Annotated in this window: 24 protein-coding genes; 9 read left to right on the forward strand and 15 right to left on the reverse strand. The window is 59.9% G+C overall.

Annotation, left to right across the window (positions count from 1 at the left end):
• Positions 1–63: 63 nt before the first annotated feature.
• The gene (locus EGN72_RS18625; protein ID WP_127050352.1) at positions 64–486 is read right to left on the reverse strand and encodes a GNAT family N-acetyltransferase; all 423 of its coding nucleotides are present in this window, start codon (positions 484–486) and stop codon (positions 64–66) included.
• Positions 483–1,646, reverse strand: a complete 1,164-nt coding sequence (gene dapE, locus EGN72_RS18630) for a succinyl-diaminopimelate desuccinylase (RefSeq protein ID WP_127050354.1) — start codon at positions 1,644–1,646, stop codon at positions 483–485. The genes EGN72_RS18625 and dapE overlap by 4 nt, the downstream gene beginning before the upstream one ends.
• 320 nt (positions 1,647–1,966) lie before the next feature.
• On the opposite strand from dapE, the gene EGN72_RS18635 reads away from it, so the two are divergent.
• The 3 genes from EGN72_RS18635 to EGN72_RS18645 all read left to right on the forward strand — a co-directional run bounded on the left by EGN72_RS18635 (position 1,967) and on the right by EGN72_RS18645 (position 6,313).
• On the forward strand, positions 1,967–3,541 hold the full coding sequence (locus EGN72_RS18635; RefSeq protein WP_233587190.1) for a Hint domain-containing protein: 1,575 nt from the start codon (positions 1,967–1,969) through the stop codon (positions 3,539–3,541).
• 6 nt (positions 3,542–3,547) lie between these two features.
• Positions 3,548–4,561, forward strand: a complete 1,014-nt coding sequence (locus EGN72_RS18640) for a Hint domain-containing protein (RefSeq protein WP_127050356.1) — start codon at positions 3,548–3,550, stop codon at positions 4,559–4,561.
• A gap of 177 nt (positions 4,562–4,738) precedes the next feature.
• Positions 4,739–6,313, forward strand: a complete 1,575-nt coding sequence (locus tag EGN72_RS18645) for a choice-of-anchor L domain-containing protein (RefSeq protein ID WP_127050358.1) — start codon at positions 4,739–4,741, stop codon at positions 6,311–6,313.
• Positions 6,314–6,415: 102 nt separating this feature from the next.
• On the opposite strand, the gene EGN72_RS18650 is transcribed toward EGN72_RS18645, so the two are convergent.
• On the reverse strand, positions 6,416–6,757 hold the full coding sequence (locus tag EGN72_RS18650; protein WP_127050360.1) for a hypothetical protein: 342 nt from the start codon (positions 6,755–6,757) through the stop codon (positions 6,416–6,418).
• A gap of 81 nt (positions 6,758–6,838) precedes the next feature.
• Positions 6,839–7,756, reverse strand: a complete 918-nt coding sequence (locus EGN72_RS18655; RefSeq protein ID WP_127050362.1) for a LysR family transcriptional regulator — start codon at positions 7,754–7,756, stop codon at positions 6,839–6,841.
• Between the two features lie 105 nt (positions 7,757–7,861).
• Between EGN72_RS18655 and EGN72_RS18660 the strand changes: the two genes are divergently transcribed.
• Genes EGN72_RS18660 through EGN72_RS18670 form a run of 3 tightly spaced genes read left to right on the forward strand, consistent with a single transcriptional unit; the run spans position 7,862 to position 10,226 of the window.
• Positions 7,862–9,121 (forward strand): urate hydroxylase PuuD, encoded by a 1,260-nt coding sequence (locus EGN72_RS18660; RefSeq protein ID WP_127050365.1) that lies wholly within the window; start codon positions 7,862–7,864, stop codon positions 9,119–9,121.
• A 41-nt stretch (positions 9,122–9,162) separates the two neighbouring features.
• Positions 9,163–9,513 (forward strand): CidA/LrgA family protein, encoded by a 351-nt coding sequence (locus EGN72_RS18665; RefSeq protein ID WP_127050367.1) that lies wholly within the window; start codon positions 9,163–9,165, stop codon positions 9,511–9,513.
• Positions 9,510–10,226 carry an LrgB family protein gene (locus tag EGN72_RS18670; protein ID WP_127050369.1) on the forward strand — a complete coding sequence of 239 codons (717 nt, stop codon included), beginning with the start codon at positions 9,510–9,512 and terminating at the stop codon, positions 10,224–10,226. The genes EGN72_RS18665 and EGN72_RS18670 overlap by 4 nt, the downstream gene beginning before the upstream one ends.
• A 244-nt stretch (positions 10,227–10,470) precedes the next feature.
• Here EGN72_RS18670 and EGN72_RS18675 read toward each other — a convergent pair whose 3' ends face one another.
• The 7 genes from EGN72_RS18675 to EGN72_RS18705 form a co-directional block, all read right to left on the reverse strand.
• On the reverse strand, positions 10,471–11,103 hold the full coding sequence (locus EGN72_RS18675; protein WP_127050371.1) for a type VI secretion system-associated protein TagO: 633 nt from the start codon (positions 11,101–11,103) through the stop codon (positions 10,471–10,473).
• A 204-nt stretch (positions 11,104–11,307) separates the two neighbouring features.
• On the reverse strand, positions 11,308–12,366 hold the full coding sequence (gene dctP / locus EGN72_RS18680; protein ID WP_127050373.1) for a TRAP transporter substrate-binding protein DctP: 1,059 nt from the start codon (positions 12,364–12,366) through the stop codon (positions 11,308–11,310).
• Between the two features lie 46 nt (positions 12,367–12,412).
• On the reverse strand, positions 12,413–13,702 hold the full coding sequence (locus EGN72_RS18685; RefSeq protein ID WP_127050375.1) for a TRAP transporter large permease: 1,290 nt from the start codon (positions 13,700–13,702) through the stop codon (positions 12,413–12,415).
• Positions 13,702–14,292, reverse strand: coding sequence for a TRAP transporter small permease (locus EGN72_RS18690; RefSeq protein ID WP_127050377.1), 591 nt, complete (start codon positions 14,290–14,292; stop codon positions 13,702–13,704). Before EGN72_RS18690 ends, EGN72_RS18685 begins: the two co-directional genes overlap by 1 nt.
• A gap of 49 nt (positions 14,293–14,341) precedes the next feature.
• Positions 14,342–14,857 (reverse strand): flavin reductase family protein, encoded by a 516-nt coding sequence (locus tag EGN72_RS18695; RefSeq protein ID WP_370323336.1) that lies wholly within the window; start codon positions 14,855–14,857, stop codon positions 14,342–14,344.
• Positions 14,857–15,747 (reverse strand): aldo/keto reductase family oxidoreductase, encoded by an 891-nt coding sequence (locus EGN72_RS18700; protein ID WP_127050381.1) that lies wholly within the window; start codon positions 15,745–15,747, stop codon positions 14,857–14,859. The genes EGN72_RS18695 and EGN72_RS18700 overlap by 1 nt, the downstream gene beginning before the upstream one ends.
• The gene (locus EGN72_RS18705; protein WP_127050382.1) at positions 15,747–16,904 is read right to left on the reverse strand and encodes an LLM class flavin-dependent oxidoreductase; all 1,158 of its coding nucleotides are present in this window, start codon (positions 16,902–16,904) and stop codon (positions 15,747–15,749) included. Before EGN72_RS18705 ends, EGN72_RS18700 begins: the two co-directional genes overlap by 1 nt.
• 93 nt (positions 16,905–16,997) lie before the next feature.
• Between EGN72_RS18705 and EGN72_RS18710 the strand changes: the two genes are divergently transcribed.
• Both EGN72_RS18710 and EGN72_RS18715 read left to right on the forward strand, forming a co-directional pair.
• Complete coding sequence (locus EGN72_RS18710; protein WP_127050384.1) at positions 16,998–17,699, forward strand: GntR family transcriptional regulator; 702 nt, start codon at positions 16,998–17,000, stop codon at positions 17,697–17,699.
• 37 nt (positions 17,700–17,736) lie between these two features.
• Positions 17,737–18,849, forward strand: coding sequence for a Gfo/Idh/MocA family protein (locus EGN72_RS18715; protein WP_127050386.1), 1,113 nt, complete (start codon positions 17,737–17,739; stop codon positions 18,847–18,849).
• 57 nt (positions 18,850–18,906) lie between these two features.
• Here EGN72_RS18715 and EGN72_RS18720 read toward each other — a convergent pair whose 3' ends face one another.
• The 3 genes from EGN72_RS18720 to EGN72_RS18730 all read right to left on the reverse strand — a co-directional run bounded on the left by EGN72_RS18720 (position 18,907) and on the right by EGN72_RS18730 (position 22,050).
• Positions 18,907–20,295 carry a TRAP transporter large permease gene (locus EGN72_RS18720; RefSeq protein WP_127050388.1) on the reverse strand — a complete coding sequence of 463 codons (1,389 nt, stop codon included), beginning with the start codon at positions 20,293–20,295 and terminating at the stop codon, positions 18,907–18,909.
• 3 nt (positions 20,296–20,298) lie between these two features.
• Positions 20,299–20,979 (reverse strand): TRAP transporter small permease, encoded by a 681-nt coding sequence (locus tag EGN72_RS18725; RefSeq protein ID WP_127050390.1) that lies wholly within the window; start codon positions 20,977–20,979, stop codon positions 20,299–20,301.
• 63 nt (positions 20,980–21,042) lie between these two features.
• On the reverse strand, positions 21,043–22,050 hold the full coding sequence (locus EGN72_RS18730) for a DctP family TRAP transporter solute-binding subunit (RefSeq protein WP_127050392.1): 1,008 nt from the start codon (positions 22,048–22,050) through the stop codon (positions 21,043–21,045).
• Between the two features lie 472 nt (positions 22,051–22,522).
• Here EGN72_RS18730 and hppD point away from each other — a divergent pair, with 472 nt between their 5' ends.
• Positions 22,523–23,644 (forward strand): 4-hydroxyphenylpyruvate dioxygenase, encoded by a 1,122-nt coding sequence (gene hppD / locus EGN72_RS18735; protein WP_127050394.1) that lies wholly within the window; start codon positions 22,523–22,525, stop codon positions 23,642–23,644.
• A 5-nt stretch (positions 23,645–23,649) separates the two neighbouring features.
• Here the strand turns inward: hppD and EGN72_RS18740 are convergent, their stop codons facing one another.
• Positions 23,650–24,633, reverse strand: a complete 984-nt coding sequence (locus tag EGN72_RS18740; RefSeq protein WP_127050396.1) for a C45 family autoproteolytic acyltransferase/hydolase — start codon at positions 24,631–24,633, stop codon at positions 23,650–23,652.
• Position 24,634: the final 1 nt, after the last annotated feature.

Consider the following 24,634-nt stretch of genomic DNA (forward strand, 5'->3'; position numbering starts at 1 on the left):
AAAGCGGGCCGTCACCTGTGAAGCGCGCGGATTTCGGCCATCGCCCCGGTTTTGTTGTGCCCGTTACAGGGTGAAAACCATATCGCGGTGTGGAATACCTGCATCATCATAGACATCGCCATAAGCGGTAAAGCCAAGCTGTTCGTAAAAGGCGACCGCATGGGTCTGCGCGCCCAGCTTGACCTGCGTGATACCCGGCATGGCGCGAAACACCTCTATCGCGGCGCGGATCAGCGCGGCCCCAATGCCTTGGCCCCGCGCCGTTGCCAGCACGCAGACGCGGCCAATCTTGCCCACGTCGCCCATGTGCAGCAACCGCGCGGACCCAACCGCCGCGCCACCTGCGCGGGCCAGCAAATGCACTGCAGCATCGTCCAGATCATCCCGCTCATCCGCCTCGGATACGCCTTGTTCGTCAATGAAGACAATGCGCCGCAGTTCCAGACAGGTGGCAATATCGCGCGTGACTTCAATCTGCACGCTCATGCAAAGTAATCCGTCAGGATGCGGGTATAGATCGCCTTGAGTTGGTGGATCTGCGCCACCTCAACCCGTTCATCCACTTGGTGCATGGTCTTGCCGACAAGGCCAAATTCCACCACCGGGCAATGATCCTTGACGAAACGCGCATCCGATGTGCCGCCCGATGTGGACAGAACCGGCGCGACCCCGGTTTCCGCCTGCACCGCCGCCGCCACCATATCCGACAGCGCGCCCGGCGGGGTCAGGAAACTCTCGCCCGAGATTTTGACATCGACGTCAATCGCCACACCCGTTACCGCCTGCACCGCTGCCGCCTCGGCTTGCAGCCATGCGGTGACAGAGGCCCCGCTATGCGCATCGTTGAAGCGAATGTTCACCGTGGCCTTGCAGCTTGCCGGGATGACGTTATTGGCCGGATTGCCGGTATCAATCGTGGTGATGGCAAGGGTGGAAGGGTCGAAATGATCGGTGCCCTGATCCAGTTCATGGGTCGCCAAACGATCCATCAAGCGCACCATCGCGTTCAGCGGGTTATTCGCCCGATGCGGATAGGCGGCATGGCCCTGCACCCCGCGCGCGGTGAAATAAGCCGTCAGCGACCCGCGCCGCCCGACTTTCATCATCTCGCCCATGGTGTTGGGGCAGGTCGGTTCCCCCACCAGACAGACACTCATCGCCTCATTATTGGCGGCCATCCAATCCAGCAAGGCCACGGTGCCATCGGTTGCCACGCCTTCCTCATCCCCGGTGATGGCAAGGATAATGGCGCCATCGGGGGGCGTGTTGCGGGTAAAATCAATCGCCGCCGCTGCAAAGGCCGCCACGCCGGATTTCATATCCGTGGTGCCGCGCCCATACATCCAACCGTCCACGATCTCTGCGCCAAACGGTTCATGCGTCCAGGCGGAGGCATCGCCAACGGGGACAACATCGGTATGGCCGTTAAAGCCGAAACTGCGGTTCGCCCCTGCCCGGCCCCAACGCGCATAAAGATTGGCCACCCCGCCCCGATCAACGCGGGTGCAGGCAAAGCCCGCGCCCGACAGCAGCTTTTCCAGCAACATCAGCGCGCCCCCTTCGGCAGGCGTGACCGAGGCACAGCGCACTAAGGCCGCTGTCAGATCAACCGGATCGACCGTTTTGTGCTGTTCAAAGGGGGGCATCGGCACGCTTTCTGCTGGGACCATATTTGCCCACCGATACCCGTTCTGCCCCGGCGCTTCAACACTCGGCCACCCGCACAGCCCAAGACAGGAACTGTTGCGGACCTGCCACCTTACCTTACGGCAACTGTCAACCATTGCGCGAAGGCGCGTGACAAAAGTTAATTTCTGCGATTCAATGAAACTAATAATAACGTCCTGAGGCAGGGCAAACGCTGGGTCAACGCGCCCAAACGAGTAGGTTAAAGACAGTGCAAGACCGGCAAATCCGGTCTTTTTCAGGCGTTTGGACCTGTCTCCAATAATATTTGGGGGCAGATATGGCGACGGGTGCCGAACTCACCTATCAGACCAATGCATCGGCATTGGCCATGGCAAACACAATCTTCGGGTCTGGCGTCACGGTTAACGGTGCCAGCTATTCCGGGCCAAGCGCATCTTCGGCGATCTATTCCAACGGCCAGTTGGCGGCGGGGGTCGTGCCCTCGACCACGGGCGTTATTCTGTCCACGGGCAACGTGACCAGCTTTACCCAAAGCAGCGGTGATCCGAACCGATCCACCGGCACGTCGACCAACACCTCGGGCACTGATAACAACAGCCTGTTCAATGCCATCGCCGGCACGCGCACCTATGATGCCGTCTGGCTGGACGTTGATTTCACCCCAACCGCCAGCCTGATGACGATGAGCTTTGTGTTCACGTCCGAGGAATACCCGGAATATATCAACAGTCAGTTCAACGATGTCGTCGGCGTTTGGGTGAACGGCACCCATGTTCCGATCACGGTGGGCAATGGTGTGACCTCGGTCAACAACATCAACGGCAACACGCAGCAAAACCTGTTCGTCAACAACACAAATGATGCGTTCAACACCGAGATGGACGGCTTTACCGTCACGCTGACGCTGACGATGCCGGTCAATCCGGGGGTGGTGAACTCTATCCGGATCGGCGTGGCCGATGCGACCGACACCCAATATGACAGTAACCTGCTGATCGCGGCAGACTCGGTGCAGACGGCGCTGATTGCGGTGGATGATACGGTCAACCTGAACCCGAACGGAACCAAAACCGTATCTGTTCTGGCAAATGATATCAGTCAGAATGGCGCGACGCTGGTCATTACACATATCAACGATGTGCCGGTTACTGCTGGCTCTACCGTGACGCTGCCGTCGGGGCAACAGATCACGCTGAACGCCAATGGCACCTTCACGCTGGTCGGTGACGGGCAGATCGAAACCAAGACCTTCACCTATACGATTCAGGATGGGCTGGGGAATACGGATGTTGGCTTTGTCACCATCAACTCCATCCCATGCTTTGTTGCGGGCACAGCCATTCTGACCCCGGACGGCGAAGTGCCGGTAGAAAGCCTGCAAGCGGGTGATCTGGTCATCACCCATGATGATGGCCCGCAGCCGCTGCGCTGGATCGGGCAGCGCCGCGTTGCCGCCGAAGGAAGCTTTGCCCCCATCCACATTCGCGCCAATACTTTTGGCAGCCACCGCGACCTGCTCGTCTCGCCGCTGCACCGCATCCTGATCCGCGACAGTCTGGCCGAATTGCTGTTTGGCGAGGCAGAGGTGCTTGTCGCCGCCAAGGACCTTGTGAACGACCGTTCCGTCCTGTCGGTGCCGGGGGGAGAGGTGGATTATGTGCACCTGCTGTTTGATCGGCATCAGGTGGTCTTTTCCGAAGGTCTGGCGACCGAAAGCTTCTTGCCGGGGCCGCAAACCACCAAAAGTTTTGAGGCCGAGATCGTGGCCGAAATCTGTGCGATCTTCCCCGAGATTGACCCCGAAACCGGCCATGGTTACAGCCCCGCCGCCCGCCGCACCCTGCGCGGCTATGAGGCGCGGCTGCTGACCGCCGCCAACCGGGCGGCCTGAGCGCGCATGGCACAATGGCTCGCCCTTTCCGACAGAGCGACCCCGCTGGAAGCAGCGGTGGGCCTGCCTTTGTTGGCAAAAGCGACCCTTGTGCTGGAGTTTGAATTGCCGCTGGAAGGGGCTGCAATTCTGATCGACTACAAGACCGATACCGACTGGCCCCGCGCCTTGTCGGTGTTTGTCGATGAGCAAGCGGGCGTCGTGATCCTGCACCGTCAGGCGGACCGCTTGCTGCGCCATGTCTTGCCGGGGCCGCTTGGGCTGTCTAGCAACGGCGTTGCCCGCATTTCCTTTGGCTGGAACGGGCCTGCGAAAAGCTGGACGCTGTCGCTGGAACAGCCCGGCCAAGGCGAGGGCCGCCGAACCCGCGGGCGCGATTGCATGCCGATGCTGATGGAAGACATCCTGAGCATTTGTGACGGCACCCACGAAACCCGCCGCCACCGATCCGTGCTGTGGTTTGGTGTCATGGATGGGGCGACCCTGCCGGACCGCGCGCCGTGGGTCGGCCTGCAAACCCCGATTGATACGCCTTATGGCCCCTGCCCCGCAGGCAAGCTGCGCCCCGGTGACATGCTGCTGACCGAAGATGGTGACTATGCTGTCCTTTTGTCACGCACGCTGATGGATTTGCCCAGCCGGGGGTCGTTCAGCCCAGTGGTTCTGCGCGCGCCCTATTTCGGGGCGGAGTCGGATATCCTTGTCTCGGCCGACCAGCTTGTCGCAATTTCCGGCGATGAGGTGGAATATCTGTTCGGCGAAGATACTGTTCTGACCGAGGCGCGAAACCTGACCGATGGGCGCGCGGCCTTGATGGACCTGCGCCGCGCCCTGACCTCTTGTGTGGCGCTGGATATTGGCGTGCCCCGGTTGATTCAGGCCGAGGATTGCCGCTTGCTGACGCATACCAACGGGCGCAGCACCGCCCAGACCTTCGCCCCCCATACGGTCATTCAGGGCTATGAAACCATTCCCCTGCTGGACATGCTGGGCCGCACCGGCGGGCGGTCAGTGGCCTAACGGGTTTAGCGTTTGATGAGTCAGCTTTATCGCGAAACGCTCTAACGCCCTTTGGCGAGGGGGGAATGACTGGCCGTATTCCCCTTAAATTTATGCAACAGCGCATCTATCTAAAGTTCCTGTTCCAATGTCGGGCAGGTTTTGCCTGACAGAACGCCAACATCGGGGGGTGTTGATATGGTTGCTGCTGCTGAACTTGCGATTGATACGTCCGCCTCTGCCTTGGACATGGCGAATGCCATGTTTGGCGCGGGTGTGACGATCCTGTCGGCCAATTATTCCGGTGCCGCTGCGGCCTCGGGTATCTATTCCGGCGGGCTTGCCACCGCGCCGGGGGTGGTGCCTTCGGATAGCGGGGTCATCTTGTCCACCGGGCGGGCGACGGATTTCACCAATAGCACGGGTCAGGCCAATCAGGCCGCGAACACCTCGGGCAATCTGGGCCGTGCGGGCGATGCGCAGCTCAGCGCGATTGCAGGTGTGAACACCTTTGACGCTGCCATTTTCACGGCAAGCTTTGTGCCCGATGGCAATGTGCTGACCATGCAGATCACCTTTTCCTCGGAGGAGTATCTGGAATATGTGAATTCAGGCTTCAACGATGCGACCGCGATCTGGGTCAATGGGGTGCAGGCCGAACTGACGGTCGGCACCGGCGACATCACGATCAACAACATCAATACCACGTCGAATTCCAACCTGTTTGTGAACAACCCCGCAGCCACCTCGCCCTTCAACACCGAGATGGACGGCTTCACCGTCACGCTGACGCTGAAAGCGCCGGTGATCGCTGGTGCGACGAATACCATCAAGATTGCCATCGCCGATGGTGGCGACCGCATCTATGACAGCAACCTGTTGATCGCGGGCGACAGTATTCAGGTGGCACTGATCGCCGGGGATGATGAATTTGACATCGGCAAGAATGATCCTGTCACCTATGACCTTCTGGCGAATGACACCTCCTCGACCGGGTCGACGCTGACGATCACCCAGATCAACGGGCAGCCGGTGGTTGCGGGCAGCGTCGTGACGCTGGCCACGGGAGAGCAGATCACCGTCAACGGCGATGGCACCATCACCGTGCTGTCGGATGGCAGCTTTGACAGCAACACCTTCACCTATACCGTCGCGGATGCGGACGGGAATACCGATGTCGCCTTTGTCACCGTCAACACCGTGCCATGCTTTACGCGTAGCACCCGTATCCGCACCGCGCGCGGCGATATCGCGGTCGAGGATCTGGCGGTGGGCGACCGCGTGATCACCCGCGACCATGGGTTGCAACCGATCCGCTGGATTGGCGCGCGCAAGGTGGCAGGCATCGGCCCCTTTGCCCCGGTGGTGTTCGAGGCCGGAAGCCTTGGCGCGCATGACCGGCTGGTGCTGTCACAGCAGCATTGCGTATTGATGCGCGGGGCGTCGGCCCAGATGACCTGCGGCGCTGCGGAAGTGCTGGTCCGCGCCAAGCATCTGATCAACGGCCACAGCATCCGGCTGGAAACGTCAGGCGCGCCGGTGGAGTATTTCCATATCCTCTGCGACCGGCATGAAATCCTGTGGTCCAACGGGTTGGAAACCGAAAGCTTCCACCCCGGCACGCAAGTGCTGAACGGGATGGAGGCCGAAAAGCGGGCCGAGGTGTTGGCGCTGTTCCCCGAACTGGCACAAGGAGATTGCGCCCTGCCGACCGCCCGGCCCGAGGTCAAAGCCTATGAAGCGCAGCTTTTGGGGCAGAATATCGCCGCATAATTGGACACACCCATCAGTCAGCGAAGACGCCCATCAGGGCGGATGAGCCGCTCGTCACTCCCTCACGGGCGCTCCTCGCGCAAGTGGCACAGCGTCACAAGGTCAGTCGAAAAGCGGTGTCATCTGCGCGACGATCACCGAGTTTTCCGACAAGGCGCGGTCCATCAACCCGCGCTCTTCCTCGTCAATCTCATCGCCCGCCTCCAGCCGTTCTTCCAGCGTGCCATAGCCCGACACATCCAAAGGCGACATATCGGCTTGCTTGAGGATGGCCACGGTTTCGCGCACCGCTTCCGCCTCATCCACCCCGCTGGCATAGACCATCAGCGCCGCCCCCGTCGATTTCGCGGGCAGCCCGTCACCGGGGCTGCGGCCCACTTCGATGACCAGAGTATAGACTTGCTGCCGAGAGGCCTTTTTCTGCTTTTCCGGTTTATCCGTCATATCCGCCTCTTTGCCTGTGCTGTGCCCAACCTGATAGTCGCCCGGCATAGGCTGGGCAAGGGTGCGGCCACCGAAAGCCGCTTATGCGGGCAGGATGGTTTCTTCCAACGTCCGGGCCATCCGCGCCACCATGAAATCTATGAACAGCCGCGCTTTCGGGTCTTGCTTGCGGCGATGCGAATACAGGCACGCCATCTGAATGGGCACAGGCGGTTGATGCGGCAACACCGGCACAAGCCGCCCTGCGGCGATATGCTCTTGCACCTCAAACAACGGTTTCATGATGATCCCATGCCCCTGCAAGGCCCAATCGGTCAGAATATCACCATCGTCGCATTCAAACGGCCCAGAAACTTCAATCCGCTTTACCCCGTCTTTGGTTTGCAAGGGCCATTGAAACTCTGGCGCGCCGGGGAATCGCAGGTTCAGGCAGTCATGCTTGCTGCGCAGCGCCTCGATACTGTCGGGCACACCGCGTTCGGCCAGATAACCGGGTGCGGCACATAGCACGCGCTGGCAATCCGCGATCTTGCGGATACGCAGGCTGGAATCTTCCGGGATGCCCAGAAAAAAGGCCACGTCCAACCCTTCCATCGCGAGGTCGATCTTGCGATCGGACAGGCGCAGGCGAATTTTTATCAGCGGATATTCCGCCCGAAACGCTGCCGTTTGCGGTGCAATCAGCCGCCGCCCCACGCCCAAGGGGGCCGCCACATGCAATATCCCGCGTGGCACCAGCGTCACCGCGTTCACCTCGGCTTCGGCTTCCTCTACCGCGTCCAGAATTTTCCGCGCGCCGGGATAAAAGATGTTGCCCTGCTCGGTCGGGTTCAGCATCCGCGTGGTGCGCTGAAACAGCCGCACGCCCAGATGTTCCTCTAGCTGGGAAATCCGGGCCGAGGCCACTGCCGCCGAAATCCGCATATCCCGCGCCGCCGAGGACATGTTCCCCAGCTCGTAAACCCGGACAAAGGTGCGAATGTTATCAAGATAGGCCATGCGCTATTGTTAGCGGTAATTTGAAACAGCTAGAAGCCTTTTTGCAATTCCATCTAATCCGGTTTCAGCTAGGCTCGCAGAGGGCGACAAAACAAGAGGTGCTGCATGTATGAGCTGGCGATAATCTGGGAATGGCTGGCTTTTGCTGTGCGGTGGCTGCATGTGATCACCGCGATGGCGTGGATCGGGGCCTCGTTCTATTTCATCGCGTTGGATCTGGGGCTGCGCAAGGCCTCCAACATGCCCGAAGGCGCCTATGGTGAAGAATGGCAGGTTCATGGGGGTGGGTTTTATCATATCCAGAAATATCTAGTCGCGCCCGCGAACATGCCTGACCACCTGATCTGGCATAAATGGCAAAGCTATACGACGTGGTTGTCCGGCGCGGCCCTGTTGATGATCGTCTATTGGGCGGGGGCAGAGCTTTACCTGATCGACGCGCAAAAGGCCGATCTGTCGGTGTTTCAGGGCATCGTGATTTCCGCCGCCTCGCTGACTTTGGGTTGGCTGATCTATGATTTCCTGTGCAAATCCAGCCTCGGCCATCGCCCGACCTTGCTGATGGTGCTGTTGTTCGTGCTGCTTGTTCTGATGGCTTGGGGCTATAACCAGATTTTCACGGGTCGTGCCGCCTTGCTGCATCTGGGTGCCTTTACCGCCACGATCATGACGGCGAATGTGTTTTTCATCATCATGCCAAACCAGCGGATCGTGGTGAAAGACCTGCAAGAGGGCCGCACACCGGATGCCAAATATGGCCGGATCGCCAAGCTGCGCTCGACCCATAACAATTACCTGACGCTGCCTGTGATTTTCCTGATGCTGGCCAATCACTACCCGCTGGCTTTCGCGACCGAATACAACTGGCTGATCGCGGCGCTGGTGTTTCTCATGGGCGTTACCATCCGGCATTATTTCAACTCGCTGCATGCGGGCAAAGGCAACCCGACATGGACATGGCTTGTTTCGGTTGTGCTGTTCATCCTGATTATGGCCCTGTCCACCGCCCCCTTGATGCAAGACAGCTATGAGGAGTCGGAGGCCCGCGCCCTGACCCCGCGCGAGCAGGTCTTTGCCAGCGCCGCAGGGTTTGAGGATGCCGCCAGCATCGTGCCGGGCCGTTGCGCGATGTGCCACGCCCGCGAACCGGGGTATGAGGGCATCCACCGCGCGCCGAAACACATCTTTCTGGAAACCCCGGCCGATATCGCGAAGAACGCCGAGTTGATCTATATTCAGGCGGGCGTCACCCATGCGATGCCGCCCGCGAATGTCACCTATATGGAGGAGGCAGAGCGCGCGGCCCTCCGCAAATGGTATCGCGCCGCCGCAAAAGCGTTGCCATTCACCGTGGCGGCAGACTAACCCTATGGCGGGGCAAGCTGCCCCGTGATTGGGAGGCTTACATGATCCTGCATCTGGCCACGCTGCTGGCCTTTCAACTGGCCGGGGAAACCCTGTCGCGCGGCTTGGGGCTGGTGGTGCCCGGCCCGGTAATCGGGATGGTGCTGCTGCTGGGCTTTTTTATCGCGGCCCCGCGTGCGGCGGCGGCAATCCAACCCACGGCGCAAGGATTGCTGTCGCATCTGTCGCTGCTGTTCGTGCCCGCCGGGGTGGGGATCGTGGCGCATCTGGACAAGCTTGGCGCGGATGGGGGGCCGATCTTGCTGGCCCTGCTGGTCAGCACGGCGCTGTCCATCGCGGTCGGCGCGCTGGTTTTCGTGGGCCTTTCGCGGCTGATCGGGGCGAAGGAATGAACAGCCTGCCCGAGATCTGGACCTATCTGGCGCAAGAACCGCTGCTGTGGCTGACGGCGACTTTGGTTGCCTATGCGATCGGGGATGCGCTGTTCAAGGCGGTGAACAAGCGGCCCTATGTGAACCCGGTGCTGATCGCGGTGGTGTTGCTGGCGGCTTTGTTATGGGCGGCAAGCGTGCCTTACACGACCTATTTTGAGGGCGCGAAATTCGTTCATTTCATGCTGGGTCCGGCCACGGTGGCGCTGGCGGCCCCGCTTTATGCGAACCTTGGCAAGATCAAAGCCTCGGCGCTGCCGATGATCGGGGCGCTGCTGGCAGGGTCTGTGACGGCGATTGCCTCGGCGTTGGGGGTGGCCTATGCGCTGGGGGTGCGGGGTGAGGTTTTGCTGTCGCTGGCCCCGAAATCGGTGACGGCCCCGGTGGCCTTGGGCGTATCCGAGGCGATTGGGGGCAGCCCCACGCTGACCGCCGTGCTGGTGATTTTGACAGGCATTATGGGGGCGGTGATGGCGACACCTTTGCTGAACCTGTTGCGGGTGAAGAACTGGCAGGCACGGGGGTTCGCGGTGGGCGTCGCCTCGCACGGGATCGGCACGGCGCGAGCGTTTCAGGTGAATGAGACGGCGGGGGCCTTTGCAGGCATCGGCATGGGGCTGAATGCGGTTTTGACGGCCATCATCGCGCCGATTATCGTGCGATTCTTCCTATAGGAATCCCGCGCGGAATGGTCGGTAAGATATTGTAACATAGTGATATTGAGAATTTTTTTAACCGGCTGTTAACCCACGGATGCGATGTAAAGAGCGGGCAATACAGCAGGCGAGGCAGAGGGTATTTCATTAGAAGAAATGCCTTAGACGCGCGATTTTTTTGGCGGTGTTACGAGATACTCAGAAGGCTGCTTTGCGGACGGTCCGGAAGCCTAAAAAACCCGCGTGAACTCGTTTGAACCTTTTAGGGTTTCCATTTGCAACTTTCTGCAAGAGAATCAATCCGTGCGCGTAAGCCGGAAATATCAAACGAAAACTCGAGGTTCGAGTTACTATAGCTTTCATAAGCCACCACCATATCTTCGGCGTCAAACATCTTCTTTATGAAGGGGATTGCTGAGTTTCCTGACCAGATGCCGATGCCTTCACCGCCTTGCATGTGGACCATCCAGACTTTTCTGACGGGGCTATCATCGAGCTTGTAGCGGACGTTTTGATTGTCTGGAGTATAGTTGTTGAAGGTGATGAACAAGTTTGTGCTATTGTTCATGCAGCGCACCCAAAGAGTGGACTTCTCTGGGTTACCAATCTGGTTTGGTTGGGAGTTTTTGCTGTCGACCGAAAGCCAAACATCCGTGCGGCCATCAAGGCTACTGCTTTCTTCTGACTTTCTCCATTGTTGCCCGGTGGCCGCAGATACTTCGCTGACCTCTTCCTTTTCTGGAGCCTCGTATTCTGTTTGTTTATCGTAGCAGTCCAGTCGTTCCTTTTCGACTTTGATGGCATGACACGCATTCCCGCCATCTTTCGCCTTTGCGACCCCAGAGCCTGACGCAACAATGATAATGAATAGCGCCAATACAGAATATGACTTCATTTATTTCCTACCATAATCAAAGCTTTTGCTTTTCCAGATTGCAATACAACATTGAATTTACCAAGTCGTTTTCATCTCTTTGGAATAAATTGCTCGAAGTAGAGTTTAGGTAGTTACTTTCGCTTTGATATCCAAGCTGACCTTCCCCCCCAAACAAAAACGGCGCGGGGTTGCCCCTGCGCCGTTTCCAATTTCAAGCGATGATTACTTCAGTTCCATCGCGCGTTCGGCGTCAACCACGCCTTGGGCTTGGTCAACAGCAGCGGTGAAGGCGTCCAGCACTTCGGGGCCGCCTTTTACGCTGGATTTGAACCATTCGAACACCGGTGCGGCAGCGGCCTTGAAGGCAGCTTTTTCGTCGGCGGTGGGCACATAGATATCACCCCCGGCGGCTTTGAAATCGGCGTAGGCTTGGATTTCCTTGCGCTTCGGGCTGGCGAAGGTGGCCTGCTGCAAGGCGGCAAAACCATCCACCACAACCTGCTTTTGCGCGTCCGTCAGGCTGGCGAAACGGTCCTGGCCCATCCACCAGAACGCCCCCATATAGGAGTGGCCATCCAGCGTCAGGTATTTCAGGCCGGCATCGGGGAACTTCATGTTCATGATGTCGGTGATGCCATTCGCGGTGCCTTCCACAACGCCGGTTTGCAGCGAGGTGAACAGCTCTGGCCATGCGATGGGCGTGGGGGATGCGCCGACAGCGCGGGCGGATTCCTGCGGCAGGTCAGCCGGGACGGTCCGCATTTTCAGACCAGCAAGGTCGCCGGGGCCCTGCACGCGCTTTTTGGTGTTGGCATAGTTGCGCCAGCCGCCGGTGTTGCCGATGGTCATCAGACGGATTTTATCGCCCGAGTCTGCCATCACCATATCGCGCAGTTTCGAGGTGAAATCGGTGCTGGTCAGCACGGTTTCGGCCACGCGGTCATCCGACATCAGGTAGGGCAGATCCAGCACCTGAATATAGGGGAACAGGCCCGCCGCACCGCCCGAAGTGGAGATATAGATATCAATCGAGCCATCGGCCACGCCTGCAAGGCATTCATCGCCCTTGGCGCAAAGCTGGGTGCCGATGAACAGTTCCACCGCGATTTCACCGTTCGATGCGTTTTCGACATAGTTCTTGAAGACGACCAGACCGTCATAATCCTCATCGGCCTCGTTGGAGTTTGCGGTGGCGCGCAGGGTGACGGCTTGCCCCATGGCCATGCTGGTGGTGCCTGCCAGAAGCGTGGCGAGCATCAGGGTTTTGATGGTGTTTTTCATGTGGTCTTCTCTCCCTAGTGGTTTGGTTGGCTAGTGGTTTGGTTGGTCAGTGGATGAACCCGAAAAAGCGCGGGACGGTAAGGCTGATGGCCGGGATGAAGGTGATCAGGAAGATCACGATCACCTCAACGGCGAGGAAGGGCAGCGTGGCCTTGGCGATGGTTTCCACCCTGAGTCCGGAGACAGAGGAGGTGACAAAGAGCACCAGCCCCATGGGTGGCGTCAGCAGGCCCACGGTCAGGTTGACGGCCATGATAATGGCGAAATGCACGGAGTCCACGCCAAGTGAGGTGAAAATCGGGCCAAGGATGGGGCCAAGGATGATGATCGCGGGGCCTGCATCCAGAAACATGCCAACCACGAACAGCAGCAGGTTGATCAGGAACAGCAGCACCAGCGGGTTATCCGACAGGCCAAGGATGATCGCGGCCAGAAGTTCCGGCGTATGGCTAAGGCTGGCCACGGTTTTGAAGGCCATGGCGGCCCCTACCAGCAGCAGCACCACCGCCGAGGTCATCCCCGCATTGGTCAGCACCTCGGGCATGTCGCGCAGTTTCAGGGTGCGCATGACGAAAAAGCCGATCAGGGTGGAATAGCCCACGGCCACGGCGGCCGCCTCGGTGGGGGTAAAGACCCCGCCAAGGATGCCGCCAAGGATGATGACCGGGGTCAGCAGCGGCCAGATGGCGTTAAGGCTGGCCTGCCCGCGTTCGCCCCATGTGGCGCGGGTGGTGCGGGCCGGCAGGTTGTATTTATCGGCCAGCAGGTGAATTGTCAGCATCAGGCCAACCGCAATCAGGATGCCCGGCACGATGCCCGCAAGGAACAGGGCCGCCACGCTTTCGCCCATCACATAGGCATAGATGATCATGATGCCCGAAGGTGGGATGATCGGCCCGATGATCGAGGAGGCGGCGGTGATCGCGGCGGCAAAGCTGCGGGTGTAGCCTTGTTTTTCCATCGCGGGGATCAGCATGGACCCCAGCGCCGAGACATCCGCCACCGCAGAGCCGGACAGCCCTGCAAACAGCATCGACGACAGCACGTTCACATGCGCCAGACCGCCGCGCAGATGGCCCATCATGGCTTGGCTGAATTCGACAAGGCGCATGGTGATGTTGGAGCGGTTCATCACCTCGCCCGCCAGCATGAAAAACGGAATCGCCATCAGCGGAAAGCTGTCCATCCCGTTATAGACGTTGCGATACAGCAGGACGATGTCGCGTTCCTGCCCGTTCAGCCACAGCAGAATGGCGGGGGCCGCGATCAGGCCGAAGAACACCGGCAGGCCCAGCAACAGGAACACCAGAAACAGCGGCAGGAAAAAGGACAGCATTATTCCGCCCCTCCCATGACCGCATGGGGAATCTCGATCAGCCGGTCGCCGCGCCCGGCAAGGGTGGCGATGTTGCGCAGCATCAGTTCCGCACAGACCGAGATCAGCAGGCCAAGCCCCACGACCAGCGACAGCATCATCCAGCTTTTCGGCACCTTGTCCCAGATGCTCAGATCCCATGTGGTGGGGAAATGCAGGCTGTCGGTGGTAAAGCGCCCGCCAAGGCCCGTCACCTCGGACCAGCCGATTTGCAGGCCGACGAGCAGCAGGACCAGCGACAGCCCCAACAACAACAGCGACAATAGCGCCGCCATCCGCGTGGGCAACAACCGGGTCAGCATTTCGATAGAGACAAAGCCACCGCGCCGAAACGCCGTGGGGGCCATCAGGCCCGTCATCCACAGCATCAGAAAGCGGGCGGCTTCCTCGGGCCAGGCAAGGGCATTATCCAGCACATAGCGGAAGAACACCTGAAGCAGAATGATGATGACCATCAGCCCCACCATACCCGCGCCAAGACGGCGGCCCAGCGTCAGCAGGGCGGCATTCACCACCCCCAGCCCGTTGGTCAGACCCAGCAATGCGCCCATGGCGCGCCCCTCCCCCTATATCTGCGCGGCGTTGTGCCCCGCAGCCGTATCAGTTGGCGGTAAACCCGCCATACTGGCCTTTTGTAAACACCAATGGTGCGCCTTCATTCATGGCGCAGCGCAGCACACGGCCCACAACGATCAGATGATCGCCTCCCTCATGGGTCGCGTGTTGTTCGCATTCAAACCGGGCCAGACTGCCCGGAAGCAGCGGCACCCCTTCGGCATTGTGGTGAAAGGACATGCCTTCAAACCCCAAGCCGCCACGGATGAAGCGTTGGATCAGATCGGTCTGATCCTGCGCCAGAACGTGAATGGCATAGTGCCGCGCCGTTGCATAATGGGCAAAGCGTGACGAAGATTTCGCCGGCGACCACAGCACCAGCGGCGGGTCCATCGACAGGCTGGCAAAGCTGTTGGCGGTAAAGCCCATGGGCCCGTGATCCGATTGCACGGTCACGATCGTCACCCCGGTGGCAAAACAGCCCAGCGCATCGCGAAAGGCGCGGGACTGGCTGGCATCGGGGATAAAACTGGTTTCGGTCATCTGCCCTCCGTCGGCCATCACGCGACCTCATGCCCCATGACAAGGGTATAAAGTTCGAACCACGTCTGGCGGTCGATCTGAATATCCATCGCGGTCGCAATCGTGCCAATGCGGGCAAGGCTGTTCGTGCCCAGAACCGGGATGATACGCGCAGGATGACGCAAAAGCCAAGCGACAGCGGCGGCAGACCAATCGGTGCCATGGGCTTCACCGATGTCGGTCAGGCGGTCGCGCAGGGGCTTGCCTGCTTCGGCCAGCAGCCGCCCGCCTGCCAAGGGCGACCATGCCATCAAGGGAATGCCGCGTTCCTGATGGAAGGCGACATCGCCATTGGTAAAGCCGTCATGCGCCACAAGGCTGAGTTCGATCTGGTTGGTGACCAGCGGCGTTTTCATGCCCGATTGCAGCAGCGTAAAATCCCAAGGGCGGAAATTGGAAACCCCCACCGCGCGCACCTTGCCAGCGGCCACCAGCGCATCCAGTGCCGCCCCGGTTTCATGGTGGTCCATCAACGGGTCGGGGCGATGCACCAGCAACAGGTCGATCTGTTCGATCGCCATGTCGCGTAGGCTGGCCTCAACGCTGGCGTTGATATGGGCGGCAGAGGTGTCGTAATGTTTCACCCGCGCCGACGCATGGCGGCCAACCGGCGCCACGATATCGCATTTGGTGACGATCTCCATGCGCGACCGAAGCTGGGGGGCGGCGCGTAATGCGGCCCCCAAAAGCGCCTCGGCCTGATAGCCGCCATAGATGTCGGCTTGGTCAAAACTGGTGATGCCTTGCGCAAGGCAGGCCTCGATCTTGGCCTGCACATGGCCCGCGCTGGTATCGGCATCATCGCCCAGCCGCCACATGCCATAGACCAGCCGTGACAGCTCAATTTTGCCAAGCGAAATTCGTTCCATCAGCGCCGTTCCCCAATTCCAAGCGGTGTTGCCGGGGTGCTGCTGGGCACCCGGCCATATGCATGCGGCAAGGAGCAGGTTTTAAGCTGCGGCAAGACCTTGGCGCCAAAGTGATCGCATTCATCCAGATGCGGATAGCCCGAGAAGATGAAAGCACGGATGCCCATCTTCTGATAGGCTTCGATTTCCGACATAACCTGATCGGTGGACCCGACAAGGGCCGCCCCGCAGCCCGACCGCGCACGGCCGATGCCTGTCCACATATGTGGTTCGATATAGCCGAATTGGTCGGCCAGTTCACGCGCGCGGGCCTGATGTGCCACGCCCAGCGAAATGCTGTCATGCGCGCGGTCGCGGATCAGTTTGCCATATTCATCATCCAGCTTGCTGGCGATATATTCGGCATATTCCTTGGCCTCGGCTTGCGTATCCCGCACGATCATATGCACGCGCAGCCCGTAATCCAGCGTGCGGCCATGGGCTGCCGCGCGGGCATGAACCGCCTTCATCCGTTCGGCCAATGTATCGCGGGTTTCCGGCCACATCAGGTAAACGTCGCATTGCGCGCCGCACAGTTCCAGCGCATCCGGGGAATAGCCGCCGAAATACAGCAGCGGCCCACCGTTTTGCTGATACGGGCGGGCGGGATCGGCGGAAACCTTGCTGATCTTGTAAATCTCGCCATCATATTCGATGTGATCCTGCGTCCAGGCCTGGCGCAGGATTTCCACAACCTCATGGCTGCGCTTGTAGCGGAATTTGCTATCGGCCACCTCGCCCGGGAAATCCGAGGAAATGACGTTCAGTGTCAGCCGCCCTTTCAGCATATGGTCCAGCGTGGCCACGGTGCGGGCCAACATGACGGGCTGCATCTCGCCGCAGCGGATGGCGGCAAGGAAGTTGATCTTGTCGGTGATCGGCGCGCAACCCGCCACGAAAGACAGCGTATCCTGCCCCACCTGATAGGAGGACGGGCACAGGATGTTGCGGAACCCATGCCCTTCGGCGCGTTTCACGATGTTTGAACAATGCGCCCATGACGAGCGCAGCGCGCCATCGGGTTGGCCAAGGAATTGGTAATCGTCGGAACACAGGGCGGCGAACCAGCTAACCTCTGCCGCGTTCAGATCGGGGGATGTGATGGGAACGACGGTCATTGATTCTCTCTCCCTGAGATTCAGCTTTTCACTTGCGTAGCACCCGAATTGATGTAGATCAATACTGTATCAATTTTTTCAGATGTGGTGCGCATGCCCTCTCCCGGCTCCCTTCCCCTGTTTTTGCAGATCAGCGAATTGCTGATCCGTGACATCGCGGCAGGCCGGTTGATTGATGGCGAAAAACTGCCCCCTGAACGGGAGATGGCAGCACAGCTTGGCATCGCAGTAGGCACCTTGCGCCAAGCGCTGAAGGAATTGACGGCCAAGGGCATGTTGGTGCGGGTGCAGGGGTCTGGCAATTACATCCGCGCGGTGAATGCGCCGGCCTCGGTCTATGCGCTGTTTCGGCTGGAACTGGTGACGGGGGGCGGCTTGCCCACCGCGCGCGTGCTGTCGGTGGAGCGTTGCACCAAAGACCCCGCCTTGCCCGATTTTGGCGACAGCGCCGAGGGCTTTCGCATCCGCCGCCTGCGTTCGCTTTCCGGCAAGATCGCCGCGGTCGAGGAAATCTGGCTGGACGGCAGCTATGCCCAGAGCATCGCAAAAACCGACCTGTCGGAATCGCTTTACCTTTATTACCGCGAAAAGCTGGGGCTATGGATCGCGCGGGCCGAGGATCGCGTAGGTTTGGGCCGATGCCCGGACTGGGCCCCGGATGAATTTGCCTATGCCGCAGGCACGAAGCTGCCGCTGATCACGCGGGTCAGTTGGGGGCAGGATGGCCGCCGCTGCGAGGCATCATGGACATGGTATGACCCCGATATCGCGCAATATGTCGCGCGTTTGAAATGAGACCCGGCGCGATCTGCGCCAAAGATGAGGGATTGGAATGAAAACCGTTCGGTATGGCATCATCGGCTGCGGCATGATGGGGCAAGAGCATTTGCGCAACATCGCCTTGCTGCCGCAGGCAGAGGTGGTGGCGATCTTTGAACCCGATGCCGGGATGCGGGCGCGCGCGGCAGAGCTTGCACCGGGGGCCCGCATGGTCGGCTCGGTCGCCGAGGTTCTGGCGGTGGAGGCGGTGAATTGCCTGCTGATCACCAGCCCCAATTTCATGCATCTGCCGCAGTTGGAGGAAATCGCAGCCATCCGCCCCCTGCCTGTGCTGTGCGAAAAGCCGCTGTTCACCGACCCTGCCGATGCACCGCGTCTGGCCACCTTGCGCGCGGCATACCCTGCGCCGATCTGGGTGGCGATGGAATACCGCTATATGCCCCCGGTCGCCCATCTGATTGCGCAGGCCGAAGCGGCCACGGGTGGCATCAAGATGCTGACCATCCGCGAACACCGCTTTCCTTTTCTGGAAAAGGTCGGGGATTGGAACCGGTTTAACCGCAATTCGGGCGGCACATTGGTGGAAAAATGCTGCCATTTCTTTGACCTGATGCGCCTGATTGCGGGCTGTGATCCGGTGCGGGTGATGGCATCGGGCGGGCAAGCGGTGAACCATCTGGACGAACGCTATAACGGCGAGGCCCCGGATATCTGGGATAATGCCTATGTGATCGTCGATTTTGAAAACGGCATGCGGGCAATGCTGGAACTGTGCATGTTCGCCGAAGGCTCTCGCTATCAGGAAGAAATCAGCGCGGTGGGGCCTGCGGGCAAGATAGAGGCGCTGGTGCCCGGTCCGGGGCGGTTCTGGCCTGCGCATCTGGGCGCGGCCCCTGTGCCGCAAGTGGTGGTATCGCCGCGCCAACCCGCCGGCCCGCATGTGCTGGAAGTGCCGGTGGACCCGTCGCTGCTGGCGGCGGGCGATCATAACGGATCAACCTTTTACCAGCATCGCGGCTTTGCCGATGTGGTGGCACATGGCGGCACGCCTGAGGTTGGGCTGAAGGATGGCTGGTGGGCGGTTGCGATGGGCATCGCGGCACAAATCTCGGCCGCTGAAGGCCGCGTGATCGGGGCGGAGGAGTTGCGCCGCCTCGCGCCATAAGCCCCCCGCAACGGGCCTGAAGGGCGGCGCAAGGGCATCCCCCGCGCCGCCTTTTTTCTATCGGATGATCGTCTCTGGCCCCATGATCAGCGTGGGCAGATAGGTAGAGATGATCGGCACATAGGTGATCAGGATCAGGAACACGAACAGCACCGCAAGGAAGGGCAGCGCCGCGCGCACCACGCGCATGATCGGCATCCCCGCCACGCCCGAGGTGACAAAGAGGTTGAGCCCGACCGGTGGCGTGATCATCCCGATTTCCATGTTCACCACCATAATGATGCCAAGGTGAATCGGGTCAACGCCCAGCTCAACCGCGATGGGGAACACCAAGGGCGCCACGATCAGCAACAGTCCCGAAGGTTCCATGAACTGCCCGCCGATCAGCAGGATCACGTTCACGATCACAAGGAACATGATCTTGCCAAAACCCGCGCTCAGCATCGCTTCGGTGATCTTTTGCGGGATTTGTTCATCGGTCAGCACATGTTTGAGGATCAGCGCATTGGCGATGATGAACATCAGCGTGATCGTCAGCTTGCCCGCCTCAAACAAGGTGGCGCGCGTGTCGCGGTGAAAGAAAGACGTCACCAGTGCCTGCGGTTTGTGCCACAGCATCCGGTTGCCGCCATCATCCTGCAACGGCCCCATATCGCGATAGATGAAGTTTGCCACGAAGAAGGCATAGACAGCGGCCACGGCGGCGGCCTCGGTCGGGGTGAAGATACCGTTGGTGATGCCCGGCACGCCATACAGCCCGACCATGATGATCGCGATCAGCATCAGGCCCCAGAAAGCATCGCGGAAGGAGTCGAAAATCTCGGCCCAGCCCTGCCAAGCGCCTTTGGGCAGGTTTTTGACAATGGCAATCACAAGGATCGTCGCCATCAGCATGAAGCCCGCCAACAGGCCCGGAAAGACCCCGGCAAGAAACATCCGGCCCACGGAAACATCGGTTGCCGATGCGTAAACCACCATCACGATCGACGGCGGGATAAGGATGCCAAGCGTGCCTGCGTTACAGATGACCCCTGCCGCGAAATCCTTGGAATAGCCCACCTGCCGCATCGCCGCGATGACGATGGACCCGATGGCAACCACCGTCGCCGGAGAGGAGCCAGAGAGCGCGGCGAACAGCATACAGGCGAACACACCCGCAATCGCCAAACCGCCCGGCAAATGCCCCACGCAGGCAATCGCGAAACGGATAATCCGTTTGGCCACGCCGCCCGTTGACATGAAGCTGGAAGCAAGGATGAAGAACGGAATGGCCAGCAGCGTCGCATGGCCTTCCATCGCCTGATACAGCGTCTGCGCGATAGAGGCGAGCGAGGTATCGGAAAACCACAGCAGGAACAGGGTAGAGCTGAGGCCAAGCGACACGGCAATCGGCACACCGATCAGCATGAAGCCGACCACCATCACGAAGAGAAGAACGATTTCCATGACTTAATCCTCTGCGTTCAGGTGGCGGACGTCTTGCACGGCTTCTTCGGCCTCGTGGCTGACGATCAGGGCGGTGCGCTTGCCTTGCACCAGTTCCACCGCAGCCTGAACATAGCGGAACAACAGCAACGCGCAGCCAAAGGGCAGCATGAAATAGGGGATGAAACGCGGCAGTTTGTCATAGGATTCGCCCGCGTTGAACGTGCCTTCGATAAAGCGCAGCCAGTCGGGCATCGGAATGGTTTCGGTGACATACCAGCCCTGATCGCGGGTCTTGATGAAGCCTTCGGGGAACCAGCGCCCCCCGGTTTGCTGAAAGCCGCCAAAGGGGGCCCAGTAATCCCACGCGCCCTTGAGCAGCAGGAACGCATAGGCAAGGCAGAGCGTTACCGCGACCAGCGACATGATGCGGCGGGTCTTGCTGGGCAGCATGTTGACAACGGCATCCACCCCCAGATGCGCCGTAACCTTCACCGCATAGGACATGCCGAACAGCACCAGCCATGCAAACAGCGACAAGGTCACTTCAAAGCCCCAGAAGATAGAGCTGTTGAACACATAGCGCAGCACGACATTGGCGAATGTCAGCATGGTCATCAGCCCAAGGATCAGGGCGATGGCCGTTTCTTCAAGTGTGTGAATTGCCCGGCCAAAAGCCGTTTTGGGCACATAATGTGCGCTCATCTCCTGCCCCCTCCCCGCGGGATAAGATGCGGCGCGCGAGAGTTTCGCGCGCCGTATGTTGGCTTAGTGCTTGGCGTTGATCGCCTGTGCGGCGTCAATGTTTTCTTGGCCAACACCGTCAACGAATTTCGCCCAGACCGGCTTCATCGCATCAACCCAAGCCTGGTTCTGCTCTGCCGTCAGGGTGCGGATCTCGCCGCCTGCGTCGATGATCGCCTGACGGGCATCCAGATCCACCTGGTTCACGGCGGCGTTGCGTTCAACCGTCACTTCGTTCAGGATTTTCAGCATCTGGTCGCGCACATCGGCATCGAGGCTTTCCAGCCAGTCGACCGAGGCCACAACCATATAGTCGATCAGGCCGTGGTTGGTTTCGGTGGTGCCGTCCTGCACTTCATAGAACTTCTGGCCGCGAATGTTCGACCAGGTGTTTTCCTGACCATCCACAACCTTGGTCTGCAAGGCACCGTAAACTTCCGAAAACGCCATCGGCTGCGCCGAGGCACCCAGCGCCTCCATCTGCGCGACGATCACGTCAGAAGGCTGCACGCGGAATTTCAGGCCCGCTGCATCGGTGGGCAACAGCAGCGGCTTGTTGGCCGAAAACTGCTTCATCCCGTTGTGCCAGAATTCCAGACCCTGCAAGCCACGGCGCACCATGGAATCCTTCATCGCCTGACCGGTTTCGGAGTTCTGGAATTCGTCCACCGCATTGATGTTCTTGAACATGAAGGGCAGATCGAAAATCTGGAACACTTTGGTGAAGGCTTCGAATTTCGACAAGGACGGGGCTGCAAGCTGCACATCGCCTTGCAGCATCGCCTCCAGCACCTGATCGTCATCATAAAGGGTGGAGTTCGGGAACACCTCGACGCAGGCCTTGCCGTTCATTTCGGTGTTCACACGTTCAGCGAACATATTGGCGGCGATGCCTTTGGGGTGGTTATCGGCATTGGTCACATGCGCGAATTTGATCTTGACCTCGCCATCCTCGCACGAGGCATTGGCCACGGTTGCGGTGGTGGTCAGTGCCAAGGCGGCGGCGGTCAGTGTCAGCTTTGCAAAGTTCATTCGTCTCTCTCTCCCTGTTTTGACGCGGTCTTATGACCGTTAGACCTTATATTCATAAGGGCTCGTCACCGTTTGTCACTATGGATATCTGATTTACGCAGGTTCGGCCCGGCCCGGCTGGGGCCAAAAACCTTTGCCGCAAGCAGCGGCAATTCCGGCGTTGTGCAACAATATCCCCCCTTCTGCCCTGCCTTGCTGGCGGTGGTGCAGATAGCAGGCGCAGTATGCGGCGCGCGGGCGCAAAGACAAAACGCTTTTGCACTTTGCCGCGAAAACAGCAGGCGATCCGCCGCCAAAACCGTGGCGACAAGCCGCCACGGCACGGAAAGGACGCGCGCGGCCTTGCGCATTTCACGCGCCAGAGCGCCAAGACGCGCGTGGATCACGCAAACACCGGGGCCATCACGCCGCAAAATGCGCAAAATGATGCGGATGGCTGCGCTATACTGGTGGAAACAGATGGAGGATACGCATGGGCCCGTTCCCACATGATGCCGCGCGCGCCGAGATTACCGCCGCCAACCCGGTTGGCACCGATGGGTTCGAATTCGTGGAATTCGCCCACCCCGAGCCGGAAGCGCTGGAGACACTTTTCTCCCAGATGGGTTACATCCCCGTTGCCCGGCACAAGACCAAGCAGATCACGCTGTGGCGGCAGGGCGATATTACCTATGTCATCAATGCCGAACCGGGCAGCCATGCGATGCGTTTTGTCGAGGAACATGGCCCCTGCGCGCCGTCGATGGCGTGGCGGGTGGTGGATGCGCAGCATGCCTTTGACCATGCGGTGGCCAAGGGGGCAAAGCCCTATACCGCGGCGGACCGCACGCTGGATGTGCCTGCGATTGTGGGCATCGGCGGCTCTATCCTCTATTTCATCGACACCTATGGCGACAAGGGCAGCGCCTATGACGCAGAGTTTGACTGGCTGGGCGCGCCTGACCCGAAACCGGAAGGGCTGGGGTTTTACTACCTCGATCACCTGACCCATAACGTTTATCGCGGGAATATGGATACATGGTGGGATTTCTACCGTGAGCTGTTCGGCTTTACCCAGATCCATTTCTTTGACATCGAAGGCAAGATGACCGGGCTTATCAGCCGCGCCATCACCAGCCCCTGCGGGAAAATCCGTATTCCGCTGAACGAATCCACCGATGACAAAAGCCAGATCGAAAGCTATCTGCGCAAGTATAAGGGCGAAGGTATCCAGCATATCGCGGTGGGCACCGAAAGCCTGTATGACGCGACCGACAAACTGGCCGCCAATGGGTTGCAATTCATGCCCGGCCCGCCCGATGCCTATTACGAGATGTCGCAGGCCCGCGTGAACGGCCATTCAGAGCCGCTGGACCGGATGAAACAGCACGGCATCCTGATTGATGGCGAAGGCGTGTTTGATGATGCCAAGGGCGACCGGATGACCAAGATCCTGTTGCAGATCTTCTCTAAAACCGTGATCGGCCCGATTTTCTTTGAATTCATCCAGCGCAAAGGCGACGAAGGCTTTGGCGAGGGCAATTTCCGCGCGCTGTTTGAAAGCATCGAACGCGAGCAGATCAAATCCGGGGAATTGCAAAGCGATCCGGCCTGAGCGCCTTATTGCGGGGCCATTTGCGGGGTGTAGATGGTGCGGTGCCCATCCTCGAACGCGTCCAGCGACAAGGGCCAAGTGGCGGCGGGCCAGCGCAGTTCCATGCTGCGCCGACGCGGGCGGTAAACGGCCGTATAAAGCGTGCCGAAGCCGCGATCAAAGGCGGTGGAATACAGCGGCGGGCGCAGAAACGCGCGGGTGAATTTTTCCTGACTTTCGACATGCAGGGTCAGGCGTTGCAGCAAATACCGCTCCCGCTCGACCGTTGCTGTCATGCGGGCATGGGCCTCCCATTCCACGCGTTCTTGGTGGTTGGTGGCCACAGCGGCATGGGTGATCTGCGCCGGGCGGTCTGGCCCCATAAGCACCGTCAGAAACTTGCGCTTGGCGTCCAACACGGTGACATTATAGCTCATATGGGTGGGAAGGCGGGCAAGGGCAGCGCCGGCCTGTTCGGCTGTGTCGCAGGTTTGCAGCACATAGCGCAGGATCAGCGGCACGCCGAACCCGGTGCCCACCACGCGCCGCCCGCCAAAGGTCAGGGAAACCGCAAGCCCGGCATCATTGACCCCGTCCACCAGCCCCCACAGCCCGTCTGCGGTGCCCATGACCTTGCGGCCTTGCCAAGTGGTGTGCAGCACAAGGCAATCAAAGGCATTTGGCGAATAGTCGTAATTGCGCACCAGCATCGGGTCCGCCCCTTGCCAGACCGCTTGCGAACAGCCGGACAGGTAGGGCGGCGGGTTGTAGAAGGACAAAAACCGCGCGGCCAGATCGCCGCCCCCCGCCAGCGCGCAAAGCTGGTCATAAAGCGGCACAATTTCGGGCATATGGGTGACAAGCGCCTGGCGGCTTTCCCAATAGGTTGCCCGTTCATCCAAGCCGTTGCGCAGCCACCAGCGCTGATAATCCGGCCAGTATTCAGCAAAGAGCCTAGCCCATTTCGGGCCAGGCTCTGCTTCGGAAATGGCGCGCCATAAAAGTTCCATG

Source organism: Pseudorhodobacter sp. E13, from assembly GCF_003991405.1.
GTDB lineage: Bacteria > Pseudomonadota > Alphaproteobacteria > Rhodobacterales > Rhodobacteraceae > Pseudorhodobacter.

Bases quoted from the DNA above. Each gene is read 5' to 3' on its own strand.
- EGN72_RS18635 (WP_233587190.1), top strand. From the start codon at position 1,967: ATGGCGACGGGTGCCGAACTCACCTATCAGACCAATGCATCGGCATTG.
- EGN72_RS18740 (WP_127050396.1), bottom strand. From the start codon at position 24,633: ATGGAACTTTTATGGCGCGCCATTTCCGAAGCAGAGCCTGGCCCGAAA.
- hppD (WP_127050394.1), top strand. From the start codon at position 22,523: ATGGGCCCGTTCCCACATGATGCCGCGCGCGCCGAGATTACCGCCGCC.
- EGN72_RS18715 (WP_127050386.1), top strand. From the start codon at position 17,737: ATGAAAACCGTTCGGTATGGCATCATCGGCTGCGGCATGATGGGGCAA.
- EGN72_RS18665 (WP_127050367.1), top strand. From the start codon at position 9,163: ATGATCCTGCATCTGGCCACGCTGCTGGCCTTTCAACTGGCCGGGGAA.
- EGN72_RS18670 (WP_127050369.1), top strand. From the start codon at position 9,510: ATGAACAGCCTGCCCGAGATCTGGACCTATCTGGCGCAAGAACCGCTG.
- EGN72_RS18685 (WP_127050375.1), bottom strand. From the start codon at position 13,702: ATGCTGTCCTTTTTCCTGCCGCTGTTTCTGGTGTTCCTGTTGCTGGGC.
- EGN72_RS18705 (WP_127050382.1), bottom strand. From the start codon at position 16,904: ATGACCGTCGTTCCCATCACATCCCCCGATCTGAACGCGGCAGAGGTT.
- EGN72_RS18725 (WP_127050390.1), bottom strand. From the start codon at position 20,979: ATGAGCGCACATTATGTGCCCAAAACGGCTTTTGGCCGGGCAATTCAC.
- EGN72_RS18625 (WP_127050352.1), bottom strand. From the start codon at position 486: ATGAGCGTGCAGATTGAAGTCACGCGCGATATTGCCACCTGTCTGGAA.
- EGN72_RS18695 (WP_370323336.1), bottom strand. From the start codon at position 14,857: ATGGCCGACGGAGGGCAGATGACCGAAACCAGTTTTATCCCCGATGCC.
- EGN72_RS18700 (WP_127050381.1), bottom strand. From the start codon at position 15,747: ATGGAACGAATTTCGCTTGGCAAAATTGAGCTGTCACGGCTGGTCTAT.
- dctP (WP_127050373.1), bottom strand. From the start codon at position 12,366: ATGAAAAACACCATCAAAACCCTGATGCTCGCCACGCTTCTGGCAGGC.
- EGN72_RS18640 (WP_127050356.1), top strand. From the start codon at position 3,548: ATGGCACAATGGCTCGCCCTTTCCGACAGAGCGACCCCGCTGGAAGCA.
- EGN72_RS18650 (WP_127050360.1), bottom strand. From the start codon at position 6,757: ATGACGGATAAACCGGAAAAGCAGAAAAAGGCCTCTCGGCAGCAAGTC.
- EGN72_RS18690 (WP_127050377.1), bottom strand. From the start codon at position 14,292: ATGGGCGCATTGCTGGGTCTGACCAACGGGCTGGGGGTGGTGAATGCC.
- EGN72_RS18675 (WP_127050371.1), bottom strand. From the start codon at position 11,103: ATGAAGTCATATTCTGTATTGGCGCTATTCATTATCATTGTTGCGTCA.
- EGN72_RS18720 (WP_127050388.1), bottom strand. From the start codon at position 20,295: ATGGAAATCGTTCTTCTCTTCGTGATGGTGGTCGGCTTCATGCTGATC.
- EGN72_RS18710 (WP_127050384.1), top strand. From the start codon at position 16,998: ATGCCCTCTCCCGGCTCCCTTCCCCTGTTTTTGCAGATCAGCGAATTG.
- dapE (WP_127050354.1), bottom strand. From the start codon at position 1,646: ATGCCCCCCTTTGAACAGCACAAAACGGTCGATCCGGTTGATCTGACA.
- EGN72_RS18645 (WP_127050358.1), top strand. From the start codon at position 4,739: ATGGTTGCTGCTGCTGAACTTGCGATTGATACGTCCGCCTCTGCCTTG.
- EGN72_RS18660 (WP_127050365.1), top strand. From the start codon at position 7,862: ATGTATGAGCTGGCGATAATCTGGGAATGGCTGGCTTTTGCTGTGCGG.
- EGN72_RS18730 (WP_127050392.1), bottom strand. From the start codon at position 22,050: ATGAACTTTGCAAAGCTGACACTGACCGCCGCCGCCTTGGCACTGACC.
- EGN72_RS18655 (WP_127050362.1), bottom strand. From the start codon at position 7,756: ATGGCCTATCTTGATAACATTCGCACCTTTGTCCGGGTTTACGAGCTG.